Origin of the sequence: Streptomyces sp. NPDC096136 (assembly GCF_044763325.1) — a bacterium.
Lineage (GTDB): Bacteria > Actinomycetota > Actinomycetes > Streptomycetales > Streptomycetaceae > Streptomyces.
Map to the genome: position 1 here is coordinate 14,873 of NZ_JBIWFZ010000006.1, position 22,064 is coordinate 36,936.

Consider the following 22,064-nt stretch of genomic DNA (forward strand, 5'->3'; position numbering starts at 1 on the left):
CGCTCGGTCTCGGCGAGCTGCGAACGCTTCACGATGTGTTCCTCCGACCCGCCGGGAAGCGTGACCAGGGCGGGTGGGGTGTGCCGGCCGATGGCGGGCGGCGGTCGTCCTTCAGCCGCGACGTATTCCGGTCCGCGGGGCGGATCCGGCCCATGGATGGCTGCCGAGGGGGAGGGCTGGGGGGAGCGGGGCGCCCATGGCGGGTGGTGGTGCCGCGACGCATGGCGCGAGTCCGGCCGCTAAGGACGCGACTGCGGCACATCCGGTGCTGTTCATGAGATCCCCCACATGCTCCACGTTGGTCGATGTACCGCTTAGGTTACCCATTATCACCCTCCAACTCCACCTCTTGGGAAGAATCCGTCGAGATGTCGATGGGGTGTCAACTGTCCTGCCTGAAGCTGTGGTTGCGGCCTGACCTGGGATGATGTCACCGTTCCGGGTGAGGTGGTTTCGTTCTTTCGGGTGAGGGGAATCGGATGGTTGGAGGGTGGTTGAAGGGGTGTTTTCGCAGGGGGTTCAGGAGGGCTTTCGGGGGGTTTTCGAGTGGGTCGGGGGCGGAGGCCGCCCCTCCCGTCACAGCATCGTCAGCCCGTACTCGTCCGCCACCCGCCGCAGTGCCTCCGCCTCCGGGAAGATGAGGCTGGACTCCTCCTGCTTCAGCGCCACGTCGGTGAAGACGGCCCAGCACTGGCGCATGCCGAAGCGGGAGCGGTAGGCGATGCCGTGGATGAGGCGCTCCTGCTCCGAGGGGCCGGTGCGCTGGGTGATGGCCCAGGCCGAGATCAGCCGGGTGATCCGGCGGTTGAAGCCCTGGATGTGCTCCGTGGTGAGCCGGTCGACGCCCTGCTCCGCCAGCTGGTCCTTGAGTTCGCGCGAGAGGGTCTCCAGGGTCCGCTCCTCGTCCACGTCGAGGAAGCGGGCGTCCTCGGGGGGCAGCAGGCGGACCAGGGTGTGGCGCGTGGTCCAGTCACGGGGGATCTTGCCGGGGGTCATGTAGTACGGCTCCTGCCAGTCGTCCGCGATGACCTCCCGCATCCCGGGGTGCACGCGGAAGGGGGCTAACGCCTCCGCGAAGCAGCCGTCGTGTTCCGAGGCGCAGTACAGGGTGCCGTAGCTGACCAGGCTCCAGCGGTTGCCGCCCGTCCGGTCGGCGTCCTCCTGGCTGATGATCTCGTACGTGACCGGGTTCTTGGCCTTCCCCAGGCGCCAGATGCCGCGCTCCGGCGCGGGGACGAGGACGACGTCGGGCTGTGCGGTGTCCCGGCTCATGCGGCCGCTCTCCTTGCTCCGGCCGCCCTCCGGGGGCGCGTGCCGGTGATGCTCGTGGGCTCCCGGGGCGGGCGGGCGGGCCGGCGGGGCCGCCCCCGTCCGCCGGGGGAACCGGTCCCTTGGCGGTGTGGTCCCCGTTCGTGAGGGGTGCTCACGAACGGGTGCTGCTCGGTTGGTGCGTGATGGACGGGTGGAGCCGGCGGTGCGTGACGGGCCGGGGGCTTCCGCGCGGAGTTCCGGTCCGTGACACATGCCGAACGATCATTTTCATGCGCGGGTACGACCGAAGCGACAGGGTTGCGGTGGTCCACGGGGGCGCACGAAGGAGCACGGGGGCGCATGCGGGGGCGGCGGTCAGGCTCCGCCCCTTCCGCACCGTGCGAGGTCGAGCTCCACGGCGGCGGCGCCGGCGTCCCCGGCGAAGGAGAGGACCACGCGCCCGTCGGCTGCCGCGGGGTGCGCGGCGAGGCTGCGCACCGGGCTCCCCGTGGCGAGGAACAGTCGGCACCGGCCGGTGCCGGCGTCCCAGACGCGGACGGTCCCGTCGGCCGCTCCGGCGGCGACGAGGCTGCCGTGGCCCTCCGTGCTCCACGCGGCCAGGGCCCGCACGGCCGTCGTGTGGCCGGTCAGCGGACCGCCCAGCGGCCGGTGTCCGAGCAGGTCCCACAGCCGTACGGTGCCCGTGTCGCCGCCGCTGGCCAGATGCGGCGGGAGGCCGCCGAGCGGCCGGGGGTTGAGGGCGACGGCGTGGAGCAGGCCCTGGGCGCAGCGCAGGGGGGCGCCCAGCTGCCCGTGTTCCGCGTCCCACAGCCGTACGGTGCCGTCGGATCCGGCGGAGGCGAGCCAGTCCCGGCCCGTCCCGTCCGCGGCGGCCGCGACCGCCCGCACCCGCATGCCGTGTCCGCTCCACTTCCGCAGCGGGCCCGGGCGCTCCAGGTCCCACAGCCGTACCGTGTGGTCGTCCCCGCCGCTCAGCAGCAGGCCGCGGCCCTCCGCGGTGGTCCATGCGGCGAGGGAGCGGACGTGGTCGACGTGGCCTTCGAGGGCGTCGGGCAGGACCTGCCGGGTGTCCGCGTCCCACAGCCGGATGGTGTGGTCCGCGCCCGCGGCCGCCGCCAGGACGCGGCCCCGCCCGCGCCGGGCCCAGGCCAGGGCCGTCGCCGGCCGGCCGGTGTCGATCCTGGCGACCGCGTCCCCCGTGTCTATGTCCCGGACGTCGACGTGCGGGACGCCGCCGCTCAGCGCGAACCAGGACGGGCCGTGCGCGTCGCCCGCGTCCCGCGTCAGCAGCGCTCCGCCGGTCGGTGCGGGGGCGGCCGGTGCGTGTGCGGCCGGTGCGTGCGCGGCGTCCAGTGCGCGGCGCAGGGCCTCCCGGTTCCACAGGCGCAGCGTTCCGTCCGTGGAGGCCGAGGCGAGGATCCCGGTGTCGAGGATCCCGGTGTCGGGGGAGGAGACGGGGCTGAGCGCGGTCACCGGGGCGGTGTGCCCGCCGAGCAGCCCGGGGGGCTCCTGGAGGGCGGTGTCCCACACGGCGATGTCGTTGCCGGCGGCGGCGGCGAGGAGGTGGCGTCCGTCCAGGGTGAGGGCGGCCAGGCCGGTCACCGGCCCGGGGGCGCCGGTGAGGGGGGAGCGCGGCCCGTCGGTGCCCCAGAGCGTGACGCTGCCGTCCGCGTGGCCCGCCGCGACCGTCCCGGGCCGGGTGGTGGCGGCCAGCACTCGTACGGGGGCCGGCAGCTCGAACCGTGCCACCTCGGCCCAGGAGGCGGCGTCCAGGAACGCCAGCTCCGTCCCGTCGGCGACGGCCGGCAGGATCCGGCCGGGCGGGTCCTCCACCACCGCCAGGGAGACGGCCGCCGTACGCGGCACGTCCCCCGGCAGGGTCAGCAGCTCCTGCGGCCCCATCCGCTCGTTCCACCAGACCAGTTCACCGTTGCCGTTGACGCTGAGCACGGCGAGCTCGTGGCGGCTGTCGCGGTACGCGCACACGTCGGCGATCCATATCCCGCCGGGGCGGTGCACCTGGTCGACGAGCCGGCCGGTCGCGGGGTCCCGCAGGCGCACGGTGCCGTCCGCACTGCCGGACACGAGCAGGGGGGACTGCGCGGGGCGCGGGGCGAGCAGCAGCCGGCGGACGGCCCCGCCGTGGGCGTGGATCCGTTCGCCCAGCGCCGTCCCCTCGACCGCGTCGAAGAGTTCGATGCCGCCGTTCTCGTCGCCGGCGGCGAGGGCCGCGCGTCCGTCGGGCGCCGCCAGCGCCGCGAGGGAGCGGACCGTGGCGCCGAGGGTGGCCAGGACGTTGACGGCAGGCGCCCACTGGGACCACAGCACGGTCAGCGGCGCCCCCGGAGGGGAGGGACGGGCCGGCCCGGTCTCCTCCTCGGGCATCGGCGGGCGCGCCAGACCGGGGAAGCGCAGGGCCGTGTACGCCAGGTGCAGGCTGGCCAGGCGCGAGGGGTGGTCGTCGATCCGGTGCAGGTACGGCTCCACCGCGGCCCACGCCTCCAGCCAGAGCCGGCCCTCCTGCCCGCGGGCCGGCCCCAGCAGCCCGCGGACGGGGCTGCCGGTCAGCCACGGCAGGACCTCCGGCGGCACGTGCGCGTCGTCCAGGACCCCGCCGAGGCGGGCGTGGTGCGCGAGGTACCGGCGCACGTACGGGTGCGGGGCGCCGCCGGAGGCTCCGGCGCTGTGCGGGGCGGCCAGATCGGCGAGCGCCCGGGCGATGCGGGCGTGCACGGCGGCGTCGTCCTCGTCCTTGTGCGCGTACGGCTCCTGCTGCTGCGCGTACGGGTCCTGCTGCGCGTACGGATCCTGCCGCGCGTACGGGTCCTGCCGCGCGCGGTCCGCGGTGCCGGGCCCGGTCGTATCGTCGTCGGGCCCGTCCTGAGCACTCGTCATTCCCATCCCCCCGGCAGGCGCGGCGCCGGCGGCGGGCCAGGCGCGCAGGACCGCGGCCAGCCGCTCGTGCGCCGGCCGGTGGACCCGCTGGTCCTCTTCTACGTCATGGGTGAGATACCCCGCCAGACGGCCTCCCAGCAGCACCAGGATCTTGCCGTCGGCGTCCGTGAGGGGTCGGCCGAGGACCGCGGAGGCGACGGCCGGCCACACCTCGCCCCAGGCGACGCCGCGGCCCTGCGCGAACGCCGCCGCCCGCAGCAGGGCCAGCGCCTCGTCCGCCGCCAGGCCGTCCTCGGCCGCCCCCGCCAGGTCGGCTTCCAGCAGCCCGGTCGTGCCCTCGCCCAGCCGCGCCAGCCAGTGCGGGTCGGCCAGCAGCCCCGGCCCCTCGGTGCGCAGTTGGCCCGCCGCCACACGGGCGTCGAGGAAGGACCGTCCCGCCGCGCCGGCCACCGTCCGCCCCACCCCGTCCAGGTCGCGTCCCGCCCAGAGGGTCTCCCCGTGCAGGAGGGCCCGTACGTACCCTTCGACGTCCGCGCGCATCTCCGGGCCGTCCGTGCGCAGCACGGCCGCCCCGCCGAACGCCTCCCGCAGCCGGCCCAGGAGGTCCTGCCCGCCGCCGCCCTGCGCCCCGCCGGCCGGATCGCTGCTGCGCACGGCGACGAGCAACCGCACCCGGCCCCGGCCGGGCACGGTCCCGGCACCGCCGGGCGACGGGGCGGTGCCGGTCGGCGGATCCCCGGCCGCGGAGTCGGTGCCGGTCGGCGGGTGGCCGGCGCGCCACGGGGCGGTGTCGTCCGGCCGATCCCCGGCCGCCGGCCCGTCGCCGGTCGGCGCACGCCCGGCCGGCGACGGGTCCTCGCCGCCGTGCGGGTGGCCGGCCTGGGGCGGTACGGTGCCGCCCGGCGCGGGGCCGGCCAGGGGGACCAGGACCTGGTGCAGGACCGCCGCCGGGTCGGAGGCCTCGTCCAGGGAGTCGACCACGATGGTGACGGGGCGGCTTGTCGCCCCGAGGAACTTCCGCAGCCCCAGCTGCCAGCGGCCCAGCTGGTCCCGGCCCGAGGGGTCGGGAGTGGCGCCCAGCTTCTGCGCGATGGCCTTCAGCAGCCCGAGCGCCTCCCGGTTGCGCGCGGTGACGGCGACGTCCACGGCGCCCTCGTCCGGGACGGTCTCCGGCGGGCAGTGCCGGACGGCGGCCTCGAACAGGGCGGACCGCCTGAACCGCGCGTCGCTCAGGGTCACCGCACGGCCCAGGACGGCCGACTTCCCGCTCGCCGTGATGCCGGTGACGACCAGTACCCCGGCCGGACCCGCCAGGAAGGAGACCACCGCGGCGTTCAGGTCCCTGCGGCCCGAGAAGTACCAGCCGGTGTCCTCGGCGCCGGTGCGGCCGCTGGCCTTCTCCAGCCAGTGCTCCAGGTCCTTCGGTGCCGCCGCCACCTCCCGCCGGACCTCCTCCACCACCGTCGGCTCCGGCCGGTACCCCGGATTCGGCAGGGCGGGGGTCGGCACGTGCAGGCTGCCGGCCAGCAGCGGGCGGCAGTCGACGGACAGGGGCCGGCCGAGCTCCGCGCCGATCGCCTCCGCCGCCCGGGACAGGGCCCGGCTGAACTCGCCCATCGTCAGGTGAGGGCGGGCGATCCCCCCGGCCGTGGCCAGCCACGCGTGGGCCCGGCGCAGGACGAGCGCGAACTCCCCGCCCAGCACCCGCGTCTTGGGCGCCGCGGTGGTGAGCACGTTCAGGGTGGCGGTCCGGGTGCGCTCGGCGGACAGGTCCCGTGCGAGTTCCAGCAGCTCGCCCCCCAGGTCGGCGGACTCGCACATGTTGACGATCACCAGGACGTCGCGGGCGTGCGAGTCGAGCGCGGCGACGACGATCTCCGTCGTCCGCAGCCCGGTCGCCAGCAGCCGGCCGGTCCGGGTCTCCCGCAGGACCGCGAAGTGCTTCGCCGAGGGCGAGGTCAGCCCGTGCCCCGTCACGTACAGCACCAGCGGAACGTCCGGTTCCGCCCTCCGGATCCCCGATTCCTGAAGGAAGCGCTCGACGCCGTGGCGGTCGGCCACCGGCTGCGTCGGCGCCACCTTCACGAAGCCCGGGCCGTCGGGCGGCGGCCGCTCCCACCACAGGGCCACCGCATCCAGCTGTGCGCGGAAGGAGTCCCGCAGGGCCGGCGTACCGTCCTCCATCGGCAGGACGAACAGCGTGCCCGCGACCGGCGCGGCCACCGCCGCCGGCGCGGCCGCCTCCACCGCACCGGCTAAGCCGATATCGCCCCGCTGCCCGTCCACGGTCCCTATTGTTCCCTCCCATGAACGAGCAGCAGAACCGGCCCCGGGCCGGGGAGTTACCCGAGTACGTGACCCAGGACGCGGTCGTCGTCGTCCCCGGCATCATGGGCAGCACCCTCTACGACACCACCAGCCACAAGGAGGTCTGGGGCATCGGCGGCATCTCCTGGCTGCTGAAGGCCTGGACCACGCCCTCCGGACTGAAGCCCCTGGCCATGACCGAGGACGAACTGGAGGGCAAGACCGGCCGGATCGCGGCGACCGGGCTCCTGAGGCACTCCGCGTGGACCCCGTACCTCGCGGGCAGCGAGCCGTACACCGACCTGGTCGACACGATCCGCACCAGCGTCGCCGACGACGCCGCGATCCTGGAGTTCGCCTACGACTGGCGCCTGCCCGTGGCCACGAACGGCCGCCTCCTGGCCGACGCCGCGCGCCGCCACCTCACCGACTGGCGCGGCCACGCCGCCCACGACGAGGCCCGACGCCACCGCACGGACCAGCGGGAGGGGAGGCTCGTCTTCGTCGCCCACTCGATGGGCGGCCTCGTCACCCGTGCGGCCCTCGACCCCGGCTACGACGGCGACCTCCAGGCCGACACCCGGGGCGTGGTCACCCTCGGCACGCCCTTCCAGGGCTCGGTGAAGGCGGCCGTCATCCTCGCCACCGGCCGCGGCGCCCCCGTACGGCTGCCGCACCGCAAACTCCGGGCGATCTGCGCCACCATGCCGGGCCTGCACGACCTGCTGCCGCAGTACCGCAGCCTGCGCGCGGGGGACGACGTACGCCACCTCACCCCGAGCGACGTCGAGTCGATCGGCGGCAGCGCGGAACTGGCCCGCAGGGCGGCCCGTTTCCACTACGGCCAGCAGCACATCGCCCTGCCCGGCCACCGCTCGGTCATCGGCGTCAACCAGCCCACCTGGCAGAACCTGACCATCACGGCCGGCACGGTCGAGGCGCACCTCGACGGGGCCCGGCAGAACTCCGACGGCACCTTCATCCGCGACCGCCACGACCGCGTCCGCTACTTCCGGGTCCACGGCGACGGAACCGTCTACAAGGAGTCGGCGGTCCTCACCGACATCGTCACCCACCTCCCCCTCCAGCACGGCGACGTCGCCAAGGCGCGCACGGCACTCGACACCGTCACGGAGATCCTGCGCGGCGACATCAACCCCGGCCCCCCGCAGGGCGAGGCCGGCTGCGGGCTGACGGCGCCCGACCTCGTCGAGGCCGGCCGCCCGTGGAAGCTCCGCCTCACCGGGATCGACTCCCTCGCGTCCCTGACCTGCCGCCTCACCGACCTCGCCCACCCCGACCGGCCCGTGCCGCTGACACCGGTCTGGGAGGACGGCGTGGCCACCGCACCGGCGACCGCCCCGGCCCCGGGCCTGTACCGCATCGAGGTCCGCACCCAGGACGGCTTCGACATCACCCAGCTGGTCATGGCCGCGGAACCGGGCCAGGAGGTGGCGGAGGCGGAGGACTGATCCCTCCGGCCCGCCGGCCGGCGGGGCGCCGCGCGGTCAGGGCAGGAGCGCCCTGACCGCGTCGGCGGGGAGGGAGGGATTGGCGGCGGCGGCCGCCGCGACCCGCCCGTCCTCGTCGGCCAGCAGCTCCACGAGGACGGCTCCGGGCAGCTCGGGGCGCGCGGCGGCGAGGGGGCGGGCCCGGGGGTCCGCCAGACAGGCGAGGAGGGCCGGGAGCGGTGCGTTCGGATGGACGGCGATCTCACGGAGCACCTTCCGTGCCGGGCCCGCCTGCCGGGCCAGGCGCTCCAGGACGGCCGCCGTCGCGTCGGGGTTCGCGGCGGCCTTCACCGCCACGCGGGCACCGTGACGGTCGATCACGGCCAGCAGCTGTGCCTCGGTGAGGCCCGGGTGCGGGGCGATCGCCTTGAGCACCTTCGCGTCGCGGTCGCGGGCGAGCGCGTCGCGCAGGCCGTCCGGCAGGTCCCGGCGCAGGGCGACCAGCATGCGTACGGTCGGCTCCGCCGAAGAGGCGAGGGCGGCGAGCTCCGTCCGGGTGGCCGCGGCGATGCGCGGGAGCGGCACGGGGCCGGGCTTCACCGAGGGGGCGAGCCGCGCCAGCAGGTCCAGCGGCAGGCGGGGCTGGTGCGCGAGGGAGCGCCGGACGTCGTGGTCGCGGTCCTGCGCCAGCTCGCGCATCAGCGCCCCGTCGATCGACGGGTTCTTCGCCAGCGCCGTGCGGACCATCGGCACCGGGTCCTGGGCGAGCCGTGCGTAGACCGGCTGCGGAAGGCCCTCGCGGGCGGCGACGGGTTCGCGCAGCAGCGCCGAAGGGTGCCCGGCGAACCGGGCCACGGCCGCCGCCGGGGTGGCCGGGTTGTGCAGCGCCTGCCACCGGACCTCGTGCACGGCCGACTGGTGGGATCCGTCGCAGGCGTCCCCGGACAGCAGGGCGCAATCGGTACGGGGACACTCCGGCGGGTGGACGAACGGCACCCGCTCCTGGTCGCAGACCCGGCAGGACCGGGCCGGAGGCAGCCCCTCACCGGTGAGCAGGGCCGTCAGCAGGTGGGGCGGTGTCGCCTCGTTGCCGGCGACCGAGCGGCGGACCTCCGCGTGGGGGTGGTGTGCGAGTTCGGCGGCGAGCCGGGCCGGGGCCCACAAGGCCAGCTCCGTGACGACCGCGAGGTCGGGGTCGTCGGCGAGGCGGCGGGCCACGTCCTGCGGCAGCCCCGGGCACTCGGCCAGCTTCTCCCGGTGCCGCACGAGCGGAGCGGCGGCGAAGTGCCGGGCCCACTCGGGCGGGCCGGCCCCCGTGTCGATCAGGGCGAGCGCGGCGAGCGGCTGCGCGGCCGGGTCCACGTCCGACGGCCGCAGACGGCCGTCGTGGGCCAGCCGGACGGCGGCCCCCTCGGACCGGGCCGCCAGCGCCCGGACCTGGGCGCGGTTCAGGTCGGCGCGCTCCGCCAGCTCCCGGGCGAGGTCGTCGTCGGCGATGCCGATCAGCCGGTCGACCAGGTGGGAGGGGAGGGCGGGGTTCACGGCGAGGCCGAGCAGCAGGCGGTCCATCGCGCCATCCTGCTGCACGCACCGCGGGACGGGCCCGGGATTCTCCTCCGCCCGGCGGTGGAGCGGTGGGTGCCCCGGGGCGGCTTCCGCCGGGACACCCACCGGACTGTCGGGCCCGTCGGCCGGCCCTTGCGCGGGGCGACGAGCAGGGTTCGAACGCTAGTACCGGAGTGAAATGTTCCGACCGAAGTGGAGGCGAAGTGGCCGGAACATGGCATCAAAGTGCGCTCTGGCGGGCTGGCGCTGGCTGATACGCGCGAGGGCGAAGGGGACGGTTCCGGCCGTCGTGGCGCGGATGGGAGGCAGGACGCGATGGGCTCCGCGCAGGCGTGCGGGGCGGGAACCGTACCGCCGCAGGCTCCCCGGCACGCCCGTACCGGGGTCCGTCAGGTGTCCCGCACGGCAGATGGAACGATCACCGCTGGGCGCGGGCCGGCCAGGGCCCCGGCATCACGCCCTCGCGGTGGACAGGAGACGGTCCAGCATCTGCCGCAGGAGGTGCATCGCCCGGCCGGGGAGGGGAGCCGACCTGACCGTGGGGCTCCAGTACTGGCTGGTGAGGACCTCGACCGCGGTGAGGAGGTTCTCCCGTCTGCCGATGACGGTGCCCGCCAGCCGGACGTAGTCCCCCGGAAGGGTCCGGCCCCGGTACCGGCCCGCCAGTGTCCGCAGCTCGGGGAGGAGGGCCTGCGCCGCCTCCGTCGTCGGGAAGGCCGCGGCGATGGCCGTCAGGGGCATGCGGACGATGACGGGCTCCGCCTCCCACCGCGCCAGGAGCCGGGGAACGGCCTCCCGGACGGCCGCGCGGGCGCGGGCCTCGGCGGCGGGGTTCCCACAGGAGCGCGGCTGGGGCCAGCACTCGGCCTCGTCCCGCCCGGCCACGGTCGCGATGCGGAACAACAGGCCGACCAGCGACATCCGCTCGTACGGCGGAACCCGGTCGTCGGTGGCGAGCACGGCGAGGAGGGGCACGCCGTCTTGGGTGTACCTGTCGCAGGTGCCCTGGTGCAGGATCTCGTTGTAGAAGTCGCACAGGAACTCGTCGTCGGAGTCGAAAGGGGCGTCGGAGAAGACGAGTTCCGCGTGCACGGGGGCCGCCCCGTCGGCGAAGTGGTCGGCCACCACGGTGCGGAAGGTCTCGCGCATGCGCAGGCCACGGGACGACGGGCCAGGGGGCGACGGGGCAGGGCTGGCCGGCGGTGTCGTGGACATGCGGCAGATGCTAACCGTGGAGTGGTGTGGGGTCCGGCTCGGGGAGAGGGCCCCGGAGCCGTGCTGGGGACGTGCAGTGGTCTTGTGGCCGCTCTGGGGTGTCCGCCGGTGAACCCCTCGGACGTCGCTCGGGCCCGGGCCTCAACCGGCCGGTGTGCCGACCCTGTCGTGTGCGAGTGCGGTCAGGAGCCGGCGCAGCGCCTGCGCGGTGTGGTGCAGCAGCGCGGGGTCGATGGAGGCACGGACGACTGCGTCGATCGCGGGATCTGGCAGAGCCCGGCAGACGTCATGCCGGGGTCTGGAGAAAATGGCAGGACCGCTGTCGGTGGCGGCTGGCAGGATCCCCAGTTGCCGGGGGCACCCGGCCACGACAGGGGGACGGACATGGACATCGAGAGCAGCCACGTGTGGCCGCGCCGGGCGACACCGGCCGACACGGCCGAGCTGGAGGCCTGGCTGGCCGGCCACGGCTGGGAGGTCGACCCCATGGTCTACCTGGCCGGCGCCGAAGGCGCGGCCGTGCAGGTACGGCCCGTCGCCACGGCCTGGGCCGACGAGGAGACCGGGCTGCTGATCCTGCCCGGCGAGACGGCGGTGTACGCGGGAGCACGGATCCGCGCCCTGCCCCGCGCGGTCGCCGCAGCGTCCGTCACGCCGTAGGCCGACGCGGCGACCGGGGCAACGGCTCAATGCGGCTCAATACGGCCCACTGGGCGTCGGTCGACGACACGCCAGACCGCGATCCGATGGTCTGAAACAAGCGGTCTAGAAGGGTGGGTAGTCGCTGTAGACCGCGGGGGACGGCGGGGGGACCTGGGGCAGTGGGGTGCGGAGGAGGGTGATGGCCTCCTCTATGCGGCCCAGGTCCACCAGGAGCGGGCCCAGGGTGCGGCCGTGCTGCACGCGGTCGGTGTCCAGGAGGGCGACCGCCTCCTCCCGTCGGCCGTGGTCGGCCAGGAGGCGGGCCAGCTCCTCCACCGCGTACGGGCTCCTGCCCTCGGGGTGTGCACCGGCCTGCCGCACCGCTTCGTCCAGCCGCCCGCAGGCCGCCAGCAGCGGGCCGCGGAGCCGGAACAGCTCCCATTCCTCCTTGCCCCGGCGCGCCTTGAGGGCGTCCAGGTGCGCGAGGCCCTCCTCCGCCCGGCCCCCGGCGGCGAACAGCCGGCACAGCAGGTCCAGCGTGCAGTCGTCGGACGTCTCCCGCGCCCGCAGCACCTCGATGGCCTCGTCGCCCCGGCCGTGCCGGGCGAGGAGCTCGGCGAGCAGGGACTCGGCGTGTCCGAGGGGGTGCCGCACGTGGGCCCGGTAGAGGTCGACCGCGCCCGCCACGTCCCCCCGCTCCTCCAGCAGCTCCGCCAGCCGGCGGACCGCCGAGGGGTGTTCGCCGTCGGCCGCGTAGGTGCGGAGCTCGTCGATCCGGCCCTGCCGCACCAGGAGTTCGGCGAGCGGGTCCCGGTCGTTGACCGGGGCGGAGCCGTGTGCGTACAGCACCTGGAGCGCCTCGTCCGTGCGGCCCTGCCGTTCGCGGACGGACGCCAGGAGGGCCACCGCGTGGGAGGGTTCGGGCTCGCGCGGGCAATCCCGGCCCCCGCACCGGCTGCAGGGGCGGTCCGTCGCGATCCGCTCCGCCAGCATTCCCGCGAACGCGTCGCCCCGGCCCAGTCGGACGGCGAGGTCCGCGATCGGCCCGGCCAGGTACCAGTCCCCGAGGTGCGGCAGCAGTACCGCGTACGCCTCCTCGGCCCGGCCCCGGCGGGCCAGCAGCCGTGCCAGCTCGCGCAGCGCGGACCGCTCTCCGTCCTCGGTGAAGGGGCGGAGCAGGTCGAGGGCCTCGTCGCCGCGGCCCGCCGCGTCCAGCAGACGGGCGGCTTCCTCCGCCGCCGTGTACCAGCCCGTCCTTACGTACGGGGCCAGCACGGCGAGGGCGCCCGGAGTATCGCCGCGCCCGGCGAGGAGCCGTGCCCAGGCCCGTGCGCAGAACCAGTCGCCGTCCTCCGCCAGGGCCTGGGCGCGCACGGCGTCGGCGTGGCCGAGGGCGAGGAGGCGCTCGACGAGGTCGGGCGGGACGCACTCCTGGTGCGTGCGGGTCCGGCGGTCGAGTACGGCAGCGTCCATGGGCCGCACCCTAGTGGCCTGACCTGGCCTGGCCTGGCCTGACGTGACGTGACCTGGCCTGACCTGGCCCGCTGCCCCGCCCCGCCGCCCCCGTCTCGCGCCCCGTCCCATGCCTCCGCCCCGTGCCCCTCGACGTGATGACGGCCGGCCGGTCCAGGGTCGGCGGTCCGGACAACACCAACAGGTGGTTTGGCGGGCCTCTCGTCCCGGTGCCCGCGCGCCTCGGCAAGGCTGGTGCGTCCGGCGCCCGGAGAATGCCGTCTCGATGTGATGAGGAGGGGGCCGCAGGCAACGCTTTACCTGCCCTGGATGGCATGTTCCGGTCAATACTGCGAGGCTGCGTAGCGGTGTCCCCCCAACCGGGGGCACGGCACGTCTCACCACGGCGCCCGCGCGAGCGGTGCGCCCCCGCGGCCGTCCGCCGGCGCACCCAGCCGGCGCCGGACGGCCACCGAGCAGGCCGGAACCCCGGCCGCCGAGAAGGAGTCACGTGTGAGAGGCACCCCCCACAAGGCCGTCGCCGCGATCGTGAGCACCGTCGCCGCGCTGGCCGCGGCCGCGCTGCTCCCCGCCGCACCGGCCGCCGCCGCGGCGCAGCCCGCCGCCGCCCGCACCACGGCGGCCCCGGCCCAACGGGCCGCGGCCTGCACCCCCGCACAGGTCGTCGCCAACGGCGGCTTCGAGAGCGGCACCACCCCCTGGAGCCAGTCGCAGACCGGCCTGATCACCAACCGCACCGGCCAGAGCGCCCACGCCGGCGGCTGGTTCGCCTGGTTGAACGGCGTCGGCTCCACGCACACCGACACGCTCTCCCAGAGCGTCACGATCCCCTCCGGATGCAGCACCGCCACCCTCACCTTCTGGCTGCACGTCGACACCGCCGAGCGGACCACGTCGGTCAAGTACGACACGTTGACCGCGAAGATCGGCAGTACGGCCCTCGCCACCTACTCGAACCTGGACAAGAACACCGGCTACGTCCAGAAGTCGTTCGACGTCTCGGCGTTCGCCGGCCAGACCGTGACGGTCGCGTTCACCGGTTCCGAGGACTCCAGCCTCCAGACCAGCTTCGTCGTCGACGACGTCGCCCTCGACACCTCCGGCGGCACGGTCCCGCCGACGGACTCCACCCGCACCCCGGCAGCGCCCTCGTACACCGTGAACCTCAGCAGTGACACGAACGGCTTCGTGTGGACCGGCCACGAGACCGCGTCCTTCACCAATGCCTCCGCCACCCCGCTCAGCGAGGTGTACCTGAGGCTCTGGGACAACTACCACGGCAGCTGCTCGGCCATGCCGATCACCGTCACCCACGTCACCGGCGGCACCGCCGGCGCCCTCTCGGTCGCCTGCACCGCCCTGAAGATCGACCTGCCGGCCCCGCTCGCCCAGGGCCAGAGCGCCACGATCGGCTTCGACCTGTCGATCACCGTACCCAGCGGCGCGGACCGCTTCGGCCACGACGGCGCGTTCAGCAACATCGGCAACGCCCTGCCGGTGCTCGCGGTCCGCGACGGCGCCGGCTGGCACCTGGACCCGTACACCAACAACGGCGAGTCCTTCTACTCCCTGGCCGCCGACTTCAACGTGACCCTGGACCACCCCGCCGGCCTGCTCGTCCCGGCCACCGGCACCTCGGCGGACACCCCCGGCACCAGCGGCCGCACGGTCACCAAGGCCACCGCCTCCAAGGTGCGCGACTTCGCCTGGGGCGCCGGCCCGTTCGCCAAGATCTCGGGGACCTCGGCCGCCGGCACGCCGATCAACATCTACTCCGTGTCCGGGATCAGTTCGAGCGACGCGCAGTCGATGCTGACCACCGCGAAGAACGCGGTCGACGCCCACGCGGCGCGGTTCGGGGCCTACCCGTACGGCGAGCTGGACGCGGTCATCGACAACAACTACTGGTTCGGGGGCATGGAGTACCCCGGCTTCGTCCTCGACCTGGTGAGCACCACGGCGCTGACCCACGAGATCGGCCACCAGTGGTTCTACGGCATCGTCGGCGACGACGAGTACGCGAGCCCCTGGCTGGACGAGGCGTTCACCGACTACGCCACCGACCTGGCCCTGGGCAAGACGGGCACGAACTGCTGGAACAGCGTCTCCTGGGCCTCCTCGGCCGAGAAGATCACCAACTCGATGGCCTACTGGGACGCGAACTCCTCCCGGTACTCGACCGTCGTGTACGGCTACGGCAAGTGCGCCCTGCACGACCTGCGCCGCCAGCTCGGCGACACCGTGATGGCCAAGCTGCTGAAGGACTACGCGGCCGCGCACTGGTACGGCGTGTCGACGACGGCCGAGTTCAAGGCGGCCGCCCAGGCGGTGTCGGCCACCGACCTGACCTCGTTCTGGACCCAGCACCGCATCGAGGGCTGACCCGCACGGCACGGTCCGCCCGGGGGCGTTCCACCCGGGCGGACCGTCGGCCGGCCCCGGCCGCCGCCGTCCGGCTGATCGTCGCCCATCCGCTGAGCAGCGGCGAACACACCCCGCACCCCGCATCCGGGATCCCGCACCCCGCATCCGGGCGGAGCGCATCCGGGCGGAGCGCATCCGGGCGGCGCCTGGCGGCGCCGCCGTCGGCGCCGGTCAGCCCCGTGGGAGGCGGCCGCGGGTCCGCAGCGCCTCGCGCAGGCGCGCGGCCATCGCGGCCGATTCGTCCGGCGCGGGCGTCAGGACCCCGTTCTCCGTCATCAGCGCGTGGAACTGCTGCTCCTGGTAGGGGACACCGGGCGGGAGGCCGGCGATGTGCCAGTGGAGGTGCGCGTTGCCCTGCCGGCTGCCGAGCGAGTACAGGTAGGTGCGCTCCGGCCCGCACACCTCCTCCACGGCGAGGGCCACCTCCCGGACGCACAGCATCAGCCGGCTGTAGGCCGTCTCGTCCAGGTCGCGCACCACGTGCTCGATGTGCGCCTTCGGCGCGACGAGGACCTTCCCCGGCAGCGTGGGCCACCGGTCCAGGAACGCGATGTGGTCCTCGTCCTCGAAGACCGTCTCGTGCGGGTAGTCCGGATCTCCGGCGAGGAAGGCGCAGACGAAACAAGGCCCGCTCCGCGCCCGGTTCGTGTACGCCTCGAGATCCATCGGCTGTCGGTCCGTCGTCATACGCGCCCTCCGTCGGGGTGTACGAGTCTGCCGGGAGCGAGCTCCCGAGGGCTCCCTTCGTCGAGGGTACGGCGGGAGGGTCCGGGCCCGGATGTCAAGGTCGCAAGACCACAAGGACCGGACGCACGGTGGGTGACGGTCTGTCATAAGTGCCCGGCCGTCCCGTGGATACGATCCGTGAAGAGGGACGCAAGGACGGCCGGAGCAGGCCGTACGTCGTCATCCCTGCGAGGAGACCGCCCCGCCCGCGCCTCCTCGTCCGCCTCGCCCCGAACGGAACGGACACCCGTGAGCCTTCGCCAGATCGAGCCCAAGCAGCGTGGATTCCTCATCGTCAACTCCCACCCCGAAGGCGCCGCCCGTACCGTCCGCCGCATGTGGGAGGCGATCCCGGCCCGCACCGACGGCCGCCGCCCGGTCGTCCTCGTCCTCGGGCACTCCGCCGGCTACGGGCTCGCCACCCTGCTGGCCGGGCTGCGCCGACACGGCATCCGGGGCATGGGTGTCGCCTTCGAGACCCCGGACACCGGCCGCCGTACCGCAGGCGCCGGCTGGTACCGCACGGCGGCCGTCGCCGAACTCGCCGCCGAGCACGGGCACGACGTCCGCCTCGTGAACACCGACGCCTTCTCCGCCGACGCCAAATCCCGGGTCGCGGACCTGCTGGAGGAGCACTACGGCGCCGTCGACCACGTCATCTACAGCCTCGCCGCTCCCCGCCGCACCGACCCGGCCACCGGCGAGGTCCACCACTCGGTGATCAAACCGCTCGGCGCCGCCTACGAAGCCCCGGCACTGGACTTCTCCACCGCCGAACCCTCCGTCGCGCACACCCGGATCGAGGCCGGAACCGAGGCGGAGACGCGCGCCACCGTCGCGGTGATGGGCGGCGACGACTGGGCGGCGTGGGTCCGCGCCCTGGCCGCCCGCGGGCTCCTGGCCGACGGGTTCACCACCGCGGCCCTGACCTACGTCGGCTCGGAGGTGACCGCGCCGGTCTACCGGCAGGGGACCATCGGCGCGGCCAAGGCACACCTGGAGCAGACCGCCCGCGACCTCGACGCCTCGCCCCTCCTCAAGGAGAGGAACGGCCGCGCCTTCACGGTCGTGGCCGGCGCGGCCGTCACCCAGGCCTCCAGCGCCATCCCCTCCATCGCCCTCTACACCGCCTTCCTGCGCACCGTCCTCGGCGACAGCGGCTTCCGGACCACTGCGGAGCAGGCCGTGGACCTGTGGGACCAGCTCGAAGGGCGCACCCCCCTCGTCCTGGACGACGAGGGGCGGATCCGGCTCGACGGCTGGGAACTCGACGCCGGCGTCCAGGACCGGGTCCGGGAACTGTGGGCCGACCCGCACCGCGGACTGGAAGCCTCCCGGTCCGGCGCCGACTGGTTCATGAGCGAGGTCAGGGCCCTGTACGGCTGGAACGTCGACGCCGTCGACTACGGCCGGCCGGTCGAGACCGACGTCCCCTGGCCCACCCCGCGGTGATCCCGGGCCTGCGGCGGCAGTTCGAGGACGAGGAACAGGAAGCAGGGCGCGGCCGACAGGGCCTGGAACTCCTCGGGGAACAGGTCCCGGGCGGCCGGATCGGGCTGCGGCTCGCCGATGACGGCGAGCCGGAAGCCCGCGGCGGTGAAGGCCTGGGTCATCGCCCGCAGTGACCTGCGCCAGAACCGCATCGGCACGGTCTGCCCGCCGAACGTCCAGGCGAAGTCGTAGCTGGTGGTCGCGAAGTAGTCGGGGCGCGCCGCGTGGATGGTGTAGGCCGCGATCGGGTGGTCGACCGACACGATCAGCCGTCCGCCGGGCCGCAGCACGCGTCGTACCTCGGCCAGCACCGGGTCCCAGTCCTCCAGGTAGTGCAGCACCAGGGAGGCGACCACGTCGTCGAAGGCGCCGTCCTCGAAGGGCAGCCGGTCGCCCAGGTCGGCCAGGTACAGGGGGACGTCGTCGCCGAGCCGCCGTCTCGCCAGGTCCAGCATGCCGGAGCTGGCGTCGAGACCGGTGACCAGGGCGCCGCGGTCGCGCAGCGCGGCCGACAGGGGGCCCGCGCCGCAGCCGGCGTCCAGGATGCGACGGCCGGCCACGTCTCCGGCGAGCGCCAGCATGGCGGGCCGCTCGTAGTACGCGTTCACGAGGCTGCCCTCGTTCTCCGCCGCGTAGGCTGCGGCGAAGCGGTCGTAGTCGTTCACCCGGCCCGGCGCTGTGGCGGACCGGGAGGGATGCTCTGGCCCGTCGTTCAAGAGTTCCATCGCCGCAGCGTAGTGGTGTTGAGGCCGGTGGGGGCGAGCGTCGTCTGGCCGGCGTCCGTCTCGCGGACGCGGACCACACGGTTGCCGAAGCCGTCCGCCAGGTACAGGTTGCCGGTGCCGTCGAGCGCGGGGCCGGGCGGGGAGTTCAGGCCGGTCACCGGTACCGTGCTCCGCGGACCGCCGCCGGCGGCCACCCGCACCACGCGGTCGGACGCGTACGGGGGCGGGCCGGCCTGCGACACCCCCGCCCCGCCCGCGACCACCACTCCGATGCCCTGCCGGGGGGCGTCAGCCCGTGGGGAGGGCGAGGCCGGTGTAGACCTGGTTGAGGATGGTGGGCAGCAGGGCGTTGGCGGTGGTCCGGCCGTCGGGCGACAGGGTGAGGTTCGTCCAGACGACGAGCGTGACGTCGTTGTCGGGGTCGTGGCCGATGAAGGAGTTGAAGCCGGGCAGTTCGCCGCCGTGGTAGTACATCGCCGCGTTCGGGCCGAACCTCTGGCGGGCGATGCCGTAGCCGTACTCCTGGCCGTGGGGCGCGGCCGGGTTCTCGGCCCGCGGGGAGGCGAGCCACCGCTGCTGGGTCGCGGGGTCGAGGACCTCGCCCCTGACCAGCGCCCGGATCCAGGTGGCCAGGTCCTGCGCGGTGGAGACGGCCGCTCCGGCGGCGTTCGCGTAGGAGGGGTTCTGGTGGGTGTAGTCGACGGGCGCGAGCTTCCCCGCCTCGGCGGCCTTGGCCATGGCCGGGGGGTACGGCTGGTCCACCAGGGCGTAGGAGGTGCCGCCGTACATGTAGCCGTGGGAGAAGGGGTCGGCGAGGGACCGGTCGTCGATGCCGGGCAGGGAGGTGGCCGAGAGGCCCAGCGGGGTGAGGAGCCGGTCCTGGAACTGCTGGGCGAGGGGGCGGCCGCCCGCCTTCTCGGCGACGAGGCCGAGCAGGGCGTAGTTCGTGTTGGAGTACTCGTAGGCCGTGTCGGGTGCGGAGTCGGGCGGCCGCCGGAAGGCGATGGCCAGGACGTCCTGGGGGGTGTAGGTCTTGCCGGGGTCGGCGTCCAGGGCTGCGGAGAGTTCGGGTGCGTCGGTGTAGTTGTAGAGCCCGCTGCGCATCTTGAGGAGGTCGGCGATGGTGATGTCCGCGCCGCCCGGCACGTCGGGAACGTAGGCGGAGACCGGATCGTTCAGCTTGAGCCGGCCGTCCTGCGCCAGGAGCATGATCAACGCCGCGGTCATGGTCTTGGTGTTGGAGGCGATCCGGAAGTGGGTCCGGGCGTCCGGCGGCTTCGCCGTACCCCGCTCGGTGGTGCCGACGACGGCCCGGTAGGTGCCCTGCGGGGTGCGGAGCAGGACGAACGCTCCGGGCACCATGAGCTTCTTCGCCATGCGTGCGACGGAGGCCTGGAAGGCGGCCGGGTCGATGGGCTTCAGTACGGACGCGGAGGACCCGGGCGGGTGGGCGCTCGCCGTCGCGGCGGGGTTGGCGGACGGGTCCGGGACGGTCGCGGCGGCCGCCGGCCCGACGGCGCCCGCGATCAGGAGGGCCGTGCAGGAGGCCACCAGGGTCCTGCGGGGCAGGCGGCGCGCTGTGCGGTGGTCCGACCGGGACGGCGGGAGGACCCGGGGAGCCCGGGGAGCTCGGGAGGTTTTCATGCGCGCATCACGACCGTAGCGCTCGGCCCCCGACACGGGTGGAACCACCCCATTTTAGCAAGACGGGATGAACGGGGCGCTGCGCACAGGACCCGCCGCCCGCTCGGGCCCGCATCACAGACCGACGCCTCCGGCGCCGAGCGAGGGGCCCGGCCCCGGCGGCTGCGGCGCGGGCGGGGCGGCCGCGACCCGCGGGGCCCGGATCGGGGGGCCCTGGAGGTTCACACCGGGAAGGAATCCGGTGCCCCGGCGGACCCGCACCGTGGTGTCGCCCTGCCGGAACGCCTGGCCGGCGGCGGCTGCCGCCTGGGTCTCCGGCTCCGCTTGTGCCGTTGCCTGCGGGCCGAAGTCGCCCCGGTCCGTGGTGATCAGCCCGGTGGCCAGACCCTGTTCCGCGAGCTTCTCGGCGTTCTCCCGGCCGACGGAGTAGCCGCGGCCCGTGCTGCTGTCGGCGTAGAGGCTCCTGATGAACCCCTCCGGCGCCATGCGCCCGCCGTACCAGTCGCGCCCGGCGTCGAACTCGCGGCGGCCGGCCAGCCAGCGGTCGGCGTTCTGCTCCAGGCACTGCTGCTCGGGGACCTCGACCGACAGCAGCACGCGCTTGTCGTAGCCCTCCCGCTGAAGGTCCGCCAGGAGGTTCGAGGTCCAGCCCAGGGCCCGGAGGGACTGGTCGTACAACAGGTTGTAGCCCTCGTTGCGGGCCCACCTCTCGACCACGTCCTGGACGTGGCCCGACTCCCGGTGGACCAGGGAGGCCTTCTCGGACGGGGACAACGGCCGCCCGTCGGAGAGGCGCTCCAGGGCCGCGGGGAGTTCGGGCGCGCCGCCCTGCTCGAAGAGGGCGACCTTGAACTCGTCCGGATCGAGGACGACGTAGTCGTCGAGGTCCACGCCGTGCACGCGGCGCAGTTCGTCGCCCAGCGCGGAGTCCTGCGCCTGCCACTGCGGCAGGCTGCGCTGCGCCCTGCCCTTGCCCGACCCGGGCGCGCCGCCGGTGAACAGCACGGCGTGGCCGTCGCGCGGCTTGCCCCGGCACCGGCTCTTGAAGCGCTCGATCACCGCATCGTGCAGCGAAGCCCGTTCGGGCGTCCACAGCCCCGACGTCTGGTGGCGGTTCTTGGTGTCGAACTCCCCGGCCACCGAAAGGTCCCCGCCCGGCCCCATCCGCTGCTGGAGCTCCCGGTAGAGCGGCTCGTACTCACCCGTCACGGGCACGCGTGCTTCCCCCTGATCGACTTCGGGCCGCGGTTCAGAATCCGCGGCGCCGGAGGTGCTCCCGGATGACCTCGACGTCCTCGGGCGCGAGCTTCCCGAGCGCCCGGGCCTGCGCCACGACGGCCACGGTGTTGTCCTGGTGCGTCGGCGCCGTGTGGGCCGGGTCGAACCATTCCTCTTCGAAGTCCCAGGCGGCGATGGCCGCCAGCGCCTCGTCACGGGGGATCTCGCCGGCTGCGTAGCGGTCGATGTAGTCGCGCAGCGATGGCTTGCCGGTCATGACGGCCCCCTCTTCTCTCCGGTCGTCACCCTAGATGATCCAGATGATCACACCAAGGCCGCGTGCGGGCCCGTCACCCTGACCGAGAACCTCTCGCTGTTCTGCGCCTGGGCTTCGGAGGCGCCGCGCAGGCGCGTGGATTCCGGTCGCCGCGCTAGGCCGTGCCGCCGAAGTCGGGGAGGGTGATCGAGCCGTCCTTGTTGAACGGGAACCCGGGGTTGTGCGCGATCTCCCAGGCGTGGCCGTCGGGGTCGACGAAGGCGCCGGAGCGGAAGCCGACGGCGTTCACGGCCGCGGGTTTGGTGATCCTCGCGCCGGCCCGTTCCGCCGCCGCGAGCAGGGCGTCGACCTCGGCGTCGGAGCGGACGTTGTGGGACAGGGCGATCCCGCCGAAGCCGGCCGCCCGGCCCGGCCCCGGCCCCGGGTCCCGCTCCGGTCCCGTCTCCAGGCCGCATTCCGCCGCGAGTTCGTCGCGGTCCCACAGGACGAGTGCCAGACCGCCCGCCTGGAAGAAGACGGTCTCCTCGACCTCCTGGCCCCGCCAGCCCAGGGCCCCGTAGAAGGACTTGGCGCGGGCGAGGTCGGAAACCCCCAGCGTGACGAGGGTGATGCGCTGTTCCATGCGGTCACGGTACGCCCCGGAGCGGACGCGGCGAGGGAGCCGCGGGCCGGCGGCGCAGCCGTCGACGCGGCCGCGCCGGCACGCCTCCGGCGGTGCGGTCACAGCAGGCAGACGAG

General features: G+C 74.5%; 16 protein-coding genes. 4 read left to right on the forward strand and 12 right to left on the reverse strand.

Annotation, left to right across the window (positions count from 1 at the left end; translation table 11 throughout):
• Nucleotides 1-576 precede the first annotated feature (576 nt).
• Nucleotides 577-1,272, reverse strand: a complete 696-nt coding sequence (locus ACIRBY_RS14575) for an RES domain-containing protein (protein ID WP_403900613.1) — start codon at nt 1,270-1,272, stop codon at nt 577-579.
• A gap of 354 nt (nt 1,273-1,626) precedes the next feature.
• On the reverse strand, nt 1,627-6,414 hold the full coding sequence (locus ACIRBY_RS14580; protein ID WP_403900615.1) for a hypothetical protein: 4,788 nt from the start codon (nt 6,412-6,414) through the stop codon (nt 1,627-1,629).
• 59 nt (nt 6,415-6,473) lie between these two features.
• On the opposite strand from ACIRBY_RS14580, the gene ACIRBY_RS14585 reads away from it, so the two are divergent.
• Nucleotides 6,474-7,946, forward strand: a complete 1,473-nt coding sequence (locus ACIRBY_RS14585; protein ID WP_403900617.1) for an esterase/lipase family protein — start codon at nt 6,474-6,476, stop codon at nt 7,944-7,946.
• 36 nt (nt 7,947-7,982) lie between these two features.
• Here ACIRBY_RS14585 and ACIRBY_RS14590 read toward each other — a convergent pair whose 3' ends face one another.
• On the reverse strand, nt 7,983-9,494 hold the full coding sequence (locus tag ACIRBY_RS14590; protein ID WP_403900619.1) for a hypothetical protein: 1,512 nt from the start codon (nt 9,492-9,494) through the stop codon (nt 7,983-7,985).
• A 450-nt stretch (nt 9,495-9,944) separates the two neighbouring features.
• Nucleotides 9,945-10,706, reverse strand: coding sequence for a hypothetical protein (locus tag ACIRBY_RS14595; protein WP_403900621.1), 762 nt, complete (start codon nt 10,704-10,706; stop codon nt 9,945-9,947).
• A 384-nt stretch (nt 10,707-11,090) separates the two neighbouring features.
• On the opposite strand from ACIRBY_RS14595, the gene ACIRBY_RS14600 reads away from it, so the two are divergent.
• Nucleotides 11,091-11,366 carry a hypothetical protein gene (locus ACIRBY_RS14600; RefSeq protein ID WP_403900623.1) on the forward strand — a complete coding sequence of 92 codons (276 nt, stop codon included), beginning with the start codon at nt 11,091-11,093 and terminating at the stop codon, nt 11,364-11,366.
• Nucleotides 11,367-11,471: 105 nt separating this feature from the next.
• Here the strand turns inward: ACIRBY_RS14600 and ACIRBY_RS14605 are convergent, their stop codons facing one another.
• A complete protein-coding gene (locus ACIRBY_RS14605; protein WP_403900625.1) occupies nt 11,472-12,821 on the reverse strand; it encodes a tetratricopeptide repeat protein in 1,350 nt (449 codons plus the stop codon).
• Nucleotides 12,822-13,313: 492 nt separating this feature from the next.
• On the opposite strand from ACIRBY_RS14605, the gene ACIRBY_RS14610 reads away from it, so the two are divergent.
• Nucleotides 13,314-15,203 (forward strand): M1 family aminopeptidase, encoded by a 1,890-nt coding sequence (locus ACIRBY_RS14610; protein ID WP_403900627.1) that lies wholly within the window; start codon nt 13,314-13,316, stop codon nt 15,201-15,203.
• Nucleotides 15,204-15,416: 213 nt separating this feature from the next.
• On the opposite strand, the gene ACIRBY_RS14615 is transcribed toward ACIRBY_RS14610, so the two are convergent.
• The gene (locus ACIRBY_RS14615; protein WP_403900629.1) at nt 15,417-15,932 is read right to left on the reverse strand and encodes an HIT family protein; all 516 of its coding nucleotides are present in this window, start codon (nt 15,930-15,932) and stop codon (nt 15,417-15,419) included.
• Nucleotides 15,933-16,220: 288 nt separating this feature from the next.
• Here ACIRBY_RS14615 and ACIRBY_RS14620 point away from each other — a divergent pair, with 288 nt between their 5' ends.
• Nucleotides 16,221-17,423 (forward strand): enoyl-[acyl-carrier-protein] reductase FabV, encoded by a 1,203-nt coding sequence (locus ACIRBY_RS14620; protein ID WP_403900631.1) that lies wholly within the window; start codon nt 16,221-16,223, stop codon nt 17,421-17,423.
• Here the strand turns inward: ACIRBY_RS14620 and ACIRBY_RS14625 are convergent.
• The 6 genes from ACIRBY_RS14625 to ACIRBY_RS14650 all read right to left on the reverse strand — a co-directional run bounded on the left by ACIRBY_RS14625 (nt 17,375) and on the right by ACIRBY_RS14650 (nt 21,948).
• Entirely contained in the window at nt 17,375-18,187 is an 813-nt protein-coding gene (locus ACIRBY_RS14625; RefSeq protein ID WP_403900633.1) for a methyltransferase domain-containing protein, read from the reverse strand. The genes ACIRBY_RS14620 and ACIRBY_RS14625 overlap by 49 nt on opposite strands.
• Complete coding sequence (locus ACIRBY_RS14630) at nt 18,175-18,453, reverse strand: hypothetical protein (RefSeq protein ID WP_403900635.1); 279 nt, start codon at nt 18,451-18,453, stop codon at nt 18,175-18,177. Before ACIRBY_RS14630 ends, ACIRBY_RS14625 begins: the two co-directional genes overlap by 13 nt.
• 22 nt (nt 18,454-18,475) lie before the next feature.
• Nucleotides 18,476-19,738, reverse strand: coding sequence for a serine hydrolase domain-containing protein (locus ACIRBY_RS14635; protein WP_403900637.1), 1,263 nt, complete (start codon nt 19,736-19,738; stop codon nt 18,476-18,478).
• Nucleotides 19,739-19,945: 207 nt separating this feature from the next.
• Complete coding sequence (locus tag ACIRBY_RS14640; protein ID WP_403900639.1) at nt 19,946-21,046, reverse strand: zeta toxin family protein; 1,101 nt, start codon at nt 21,044-21,046, stop codon at nt 19,946-19,948.
• A gap of 34 nt (nt 21,047-21,080) precedes the next feature.
• Entirely contained in the window at nt 21,081-21,326 is a 246-nt protein-coding gene (locus ACIRBY_RS14645; protein WP_403900641.1) for a hypothetical protein, read from the reverse strand.
• 154 nt (nt 21,327-21,480) lie between these two features.
• The gene (locus ACIRBY_RS14650) at nt 21,481-21,948 is read right to left on the reverse strand and encodes a VOC family protein (RefSeq protein WP_403900643.1); all 468 of its coding nucleotides are present in this window, start codon (nt 21,946-21,948) and stop codon (nt 21,481-21,483) included.
• Nucleotides 21,949-22,064: the final 116 nt, after the last annotated feature.

Coding starts and splice junctions, on each gene's coding strand:
- ACIRBY_RS14575 (WP_403900613.1), bottom strand. CDS start 1,272: ATGAGCCGGGACACCGCACAGCCCGACGTCGTCCTCGTCCCCGCGCCG.
- ACIRBY_RS14645 (WP_403900641.1), bottom strand. CDS start 21,326: ATGACCGGCAAGCCATCGCTGCGCGACTACATCGACCGCTACGCAGCC.
- ACIRBY_RS14650 (WP_403900643.1), bottom strand. CDS start 21,948: ATGGAACAGCGCATCACCCTCGTCACGCTGGGGGTTTCCGACCTCGCC.
- ACIRBY_RS14615 (WP_403900629.1), bottom strand. CDS start 15,932: ATGACGACGGACCGACAGCCGATGGATCTCGAGGCGTACACGAACCGG.
- ACIRBY_RS14585 (WP_403900617.1), top strand. CDS start 6,474: ATGAACGAGCAGCAGAACCGGCCCCGGGCCGGGGAGTTACCCGAGTAC.
- ACIRBY_RS14625 (WP_403900633.1), bottom strand. CDS start 18,187: ATGGAACTCTTGAACGACGGGCCAGAGCATCCCTCCCGGTCCGCCACA.
- ACIRBY_RS14600 (WP_403900623.1), top strand. CDS start 11,091: ATGGACATCGAGAGCAGCCACGTGTGGCCGCGCCGGGCGACACCGGCC.
- ACIRBY_RS14605 (WP_403900625.1), bottom strand. CDS start 12,821: ATGGACGCTGCCGTACTCGACCGCCGGACCCGCACGCACCAGGAGTGC.
- ACIRBY_RS14590 (WP_403900619.1), bottom strand. CDS start 9,494: ATGGACCGCCTGCTGCTCGGCCTCGCCGTGAACCCCGCCCTCCCCTCC.
- ACIRBY_RS14595 (WP_403900621.1), bottom strand. CDS start 10,706: ATGTCCACGACACCGCCGGCCAGCCCTGCCCCGTCGCCCCCTGGCCCG.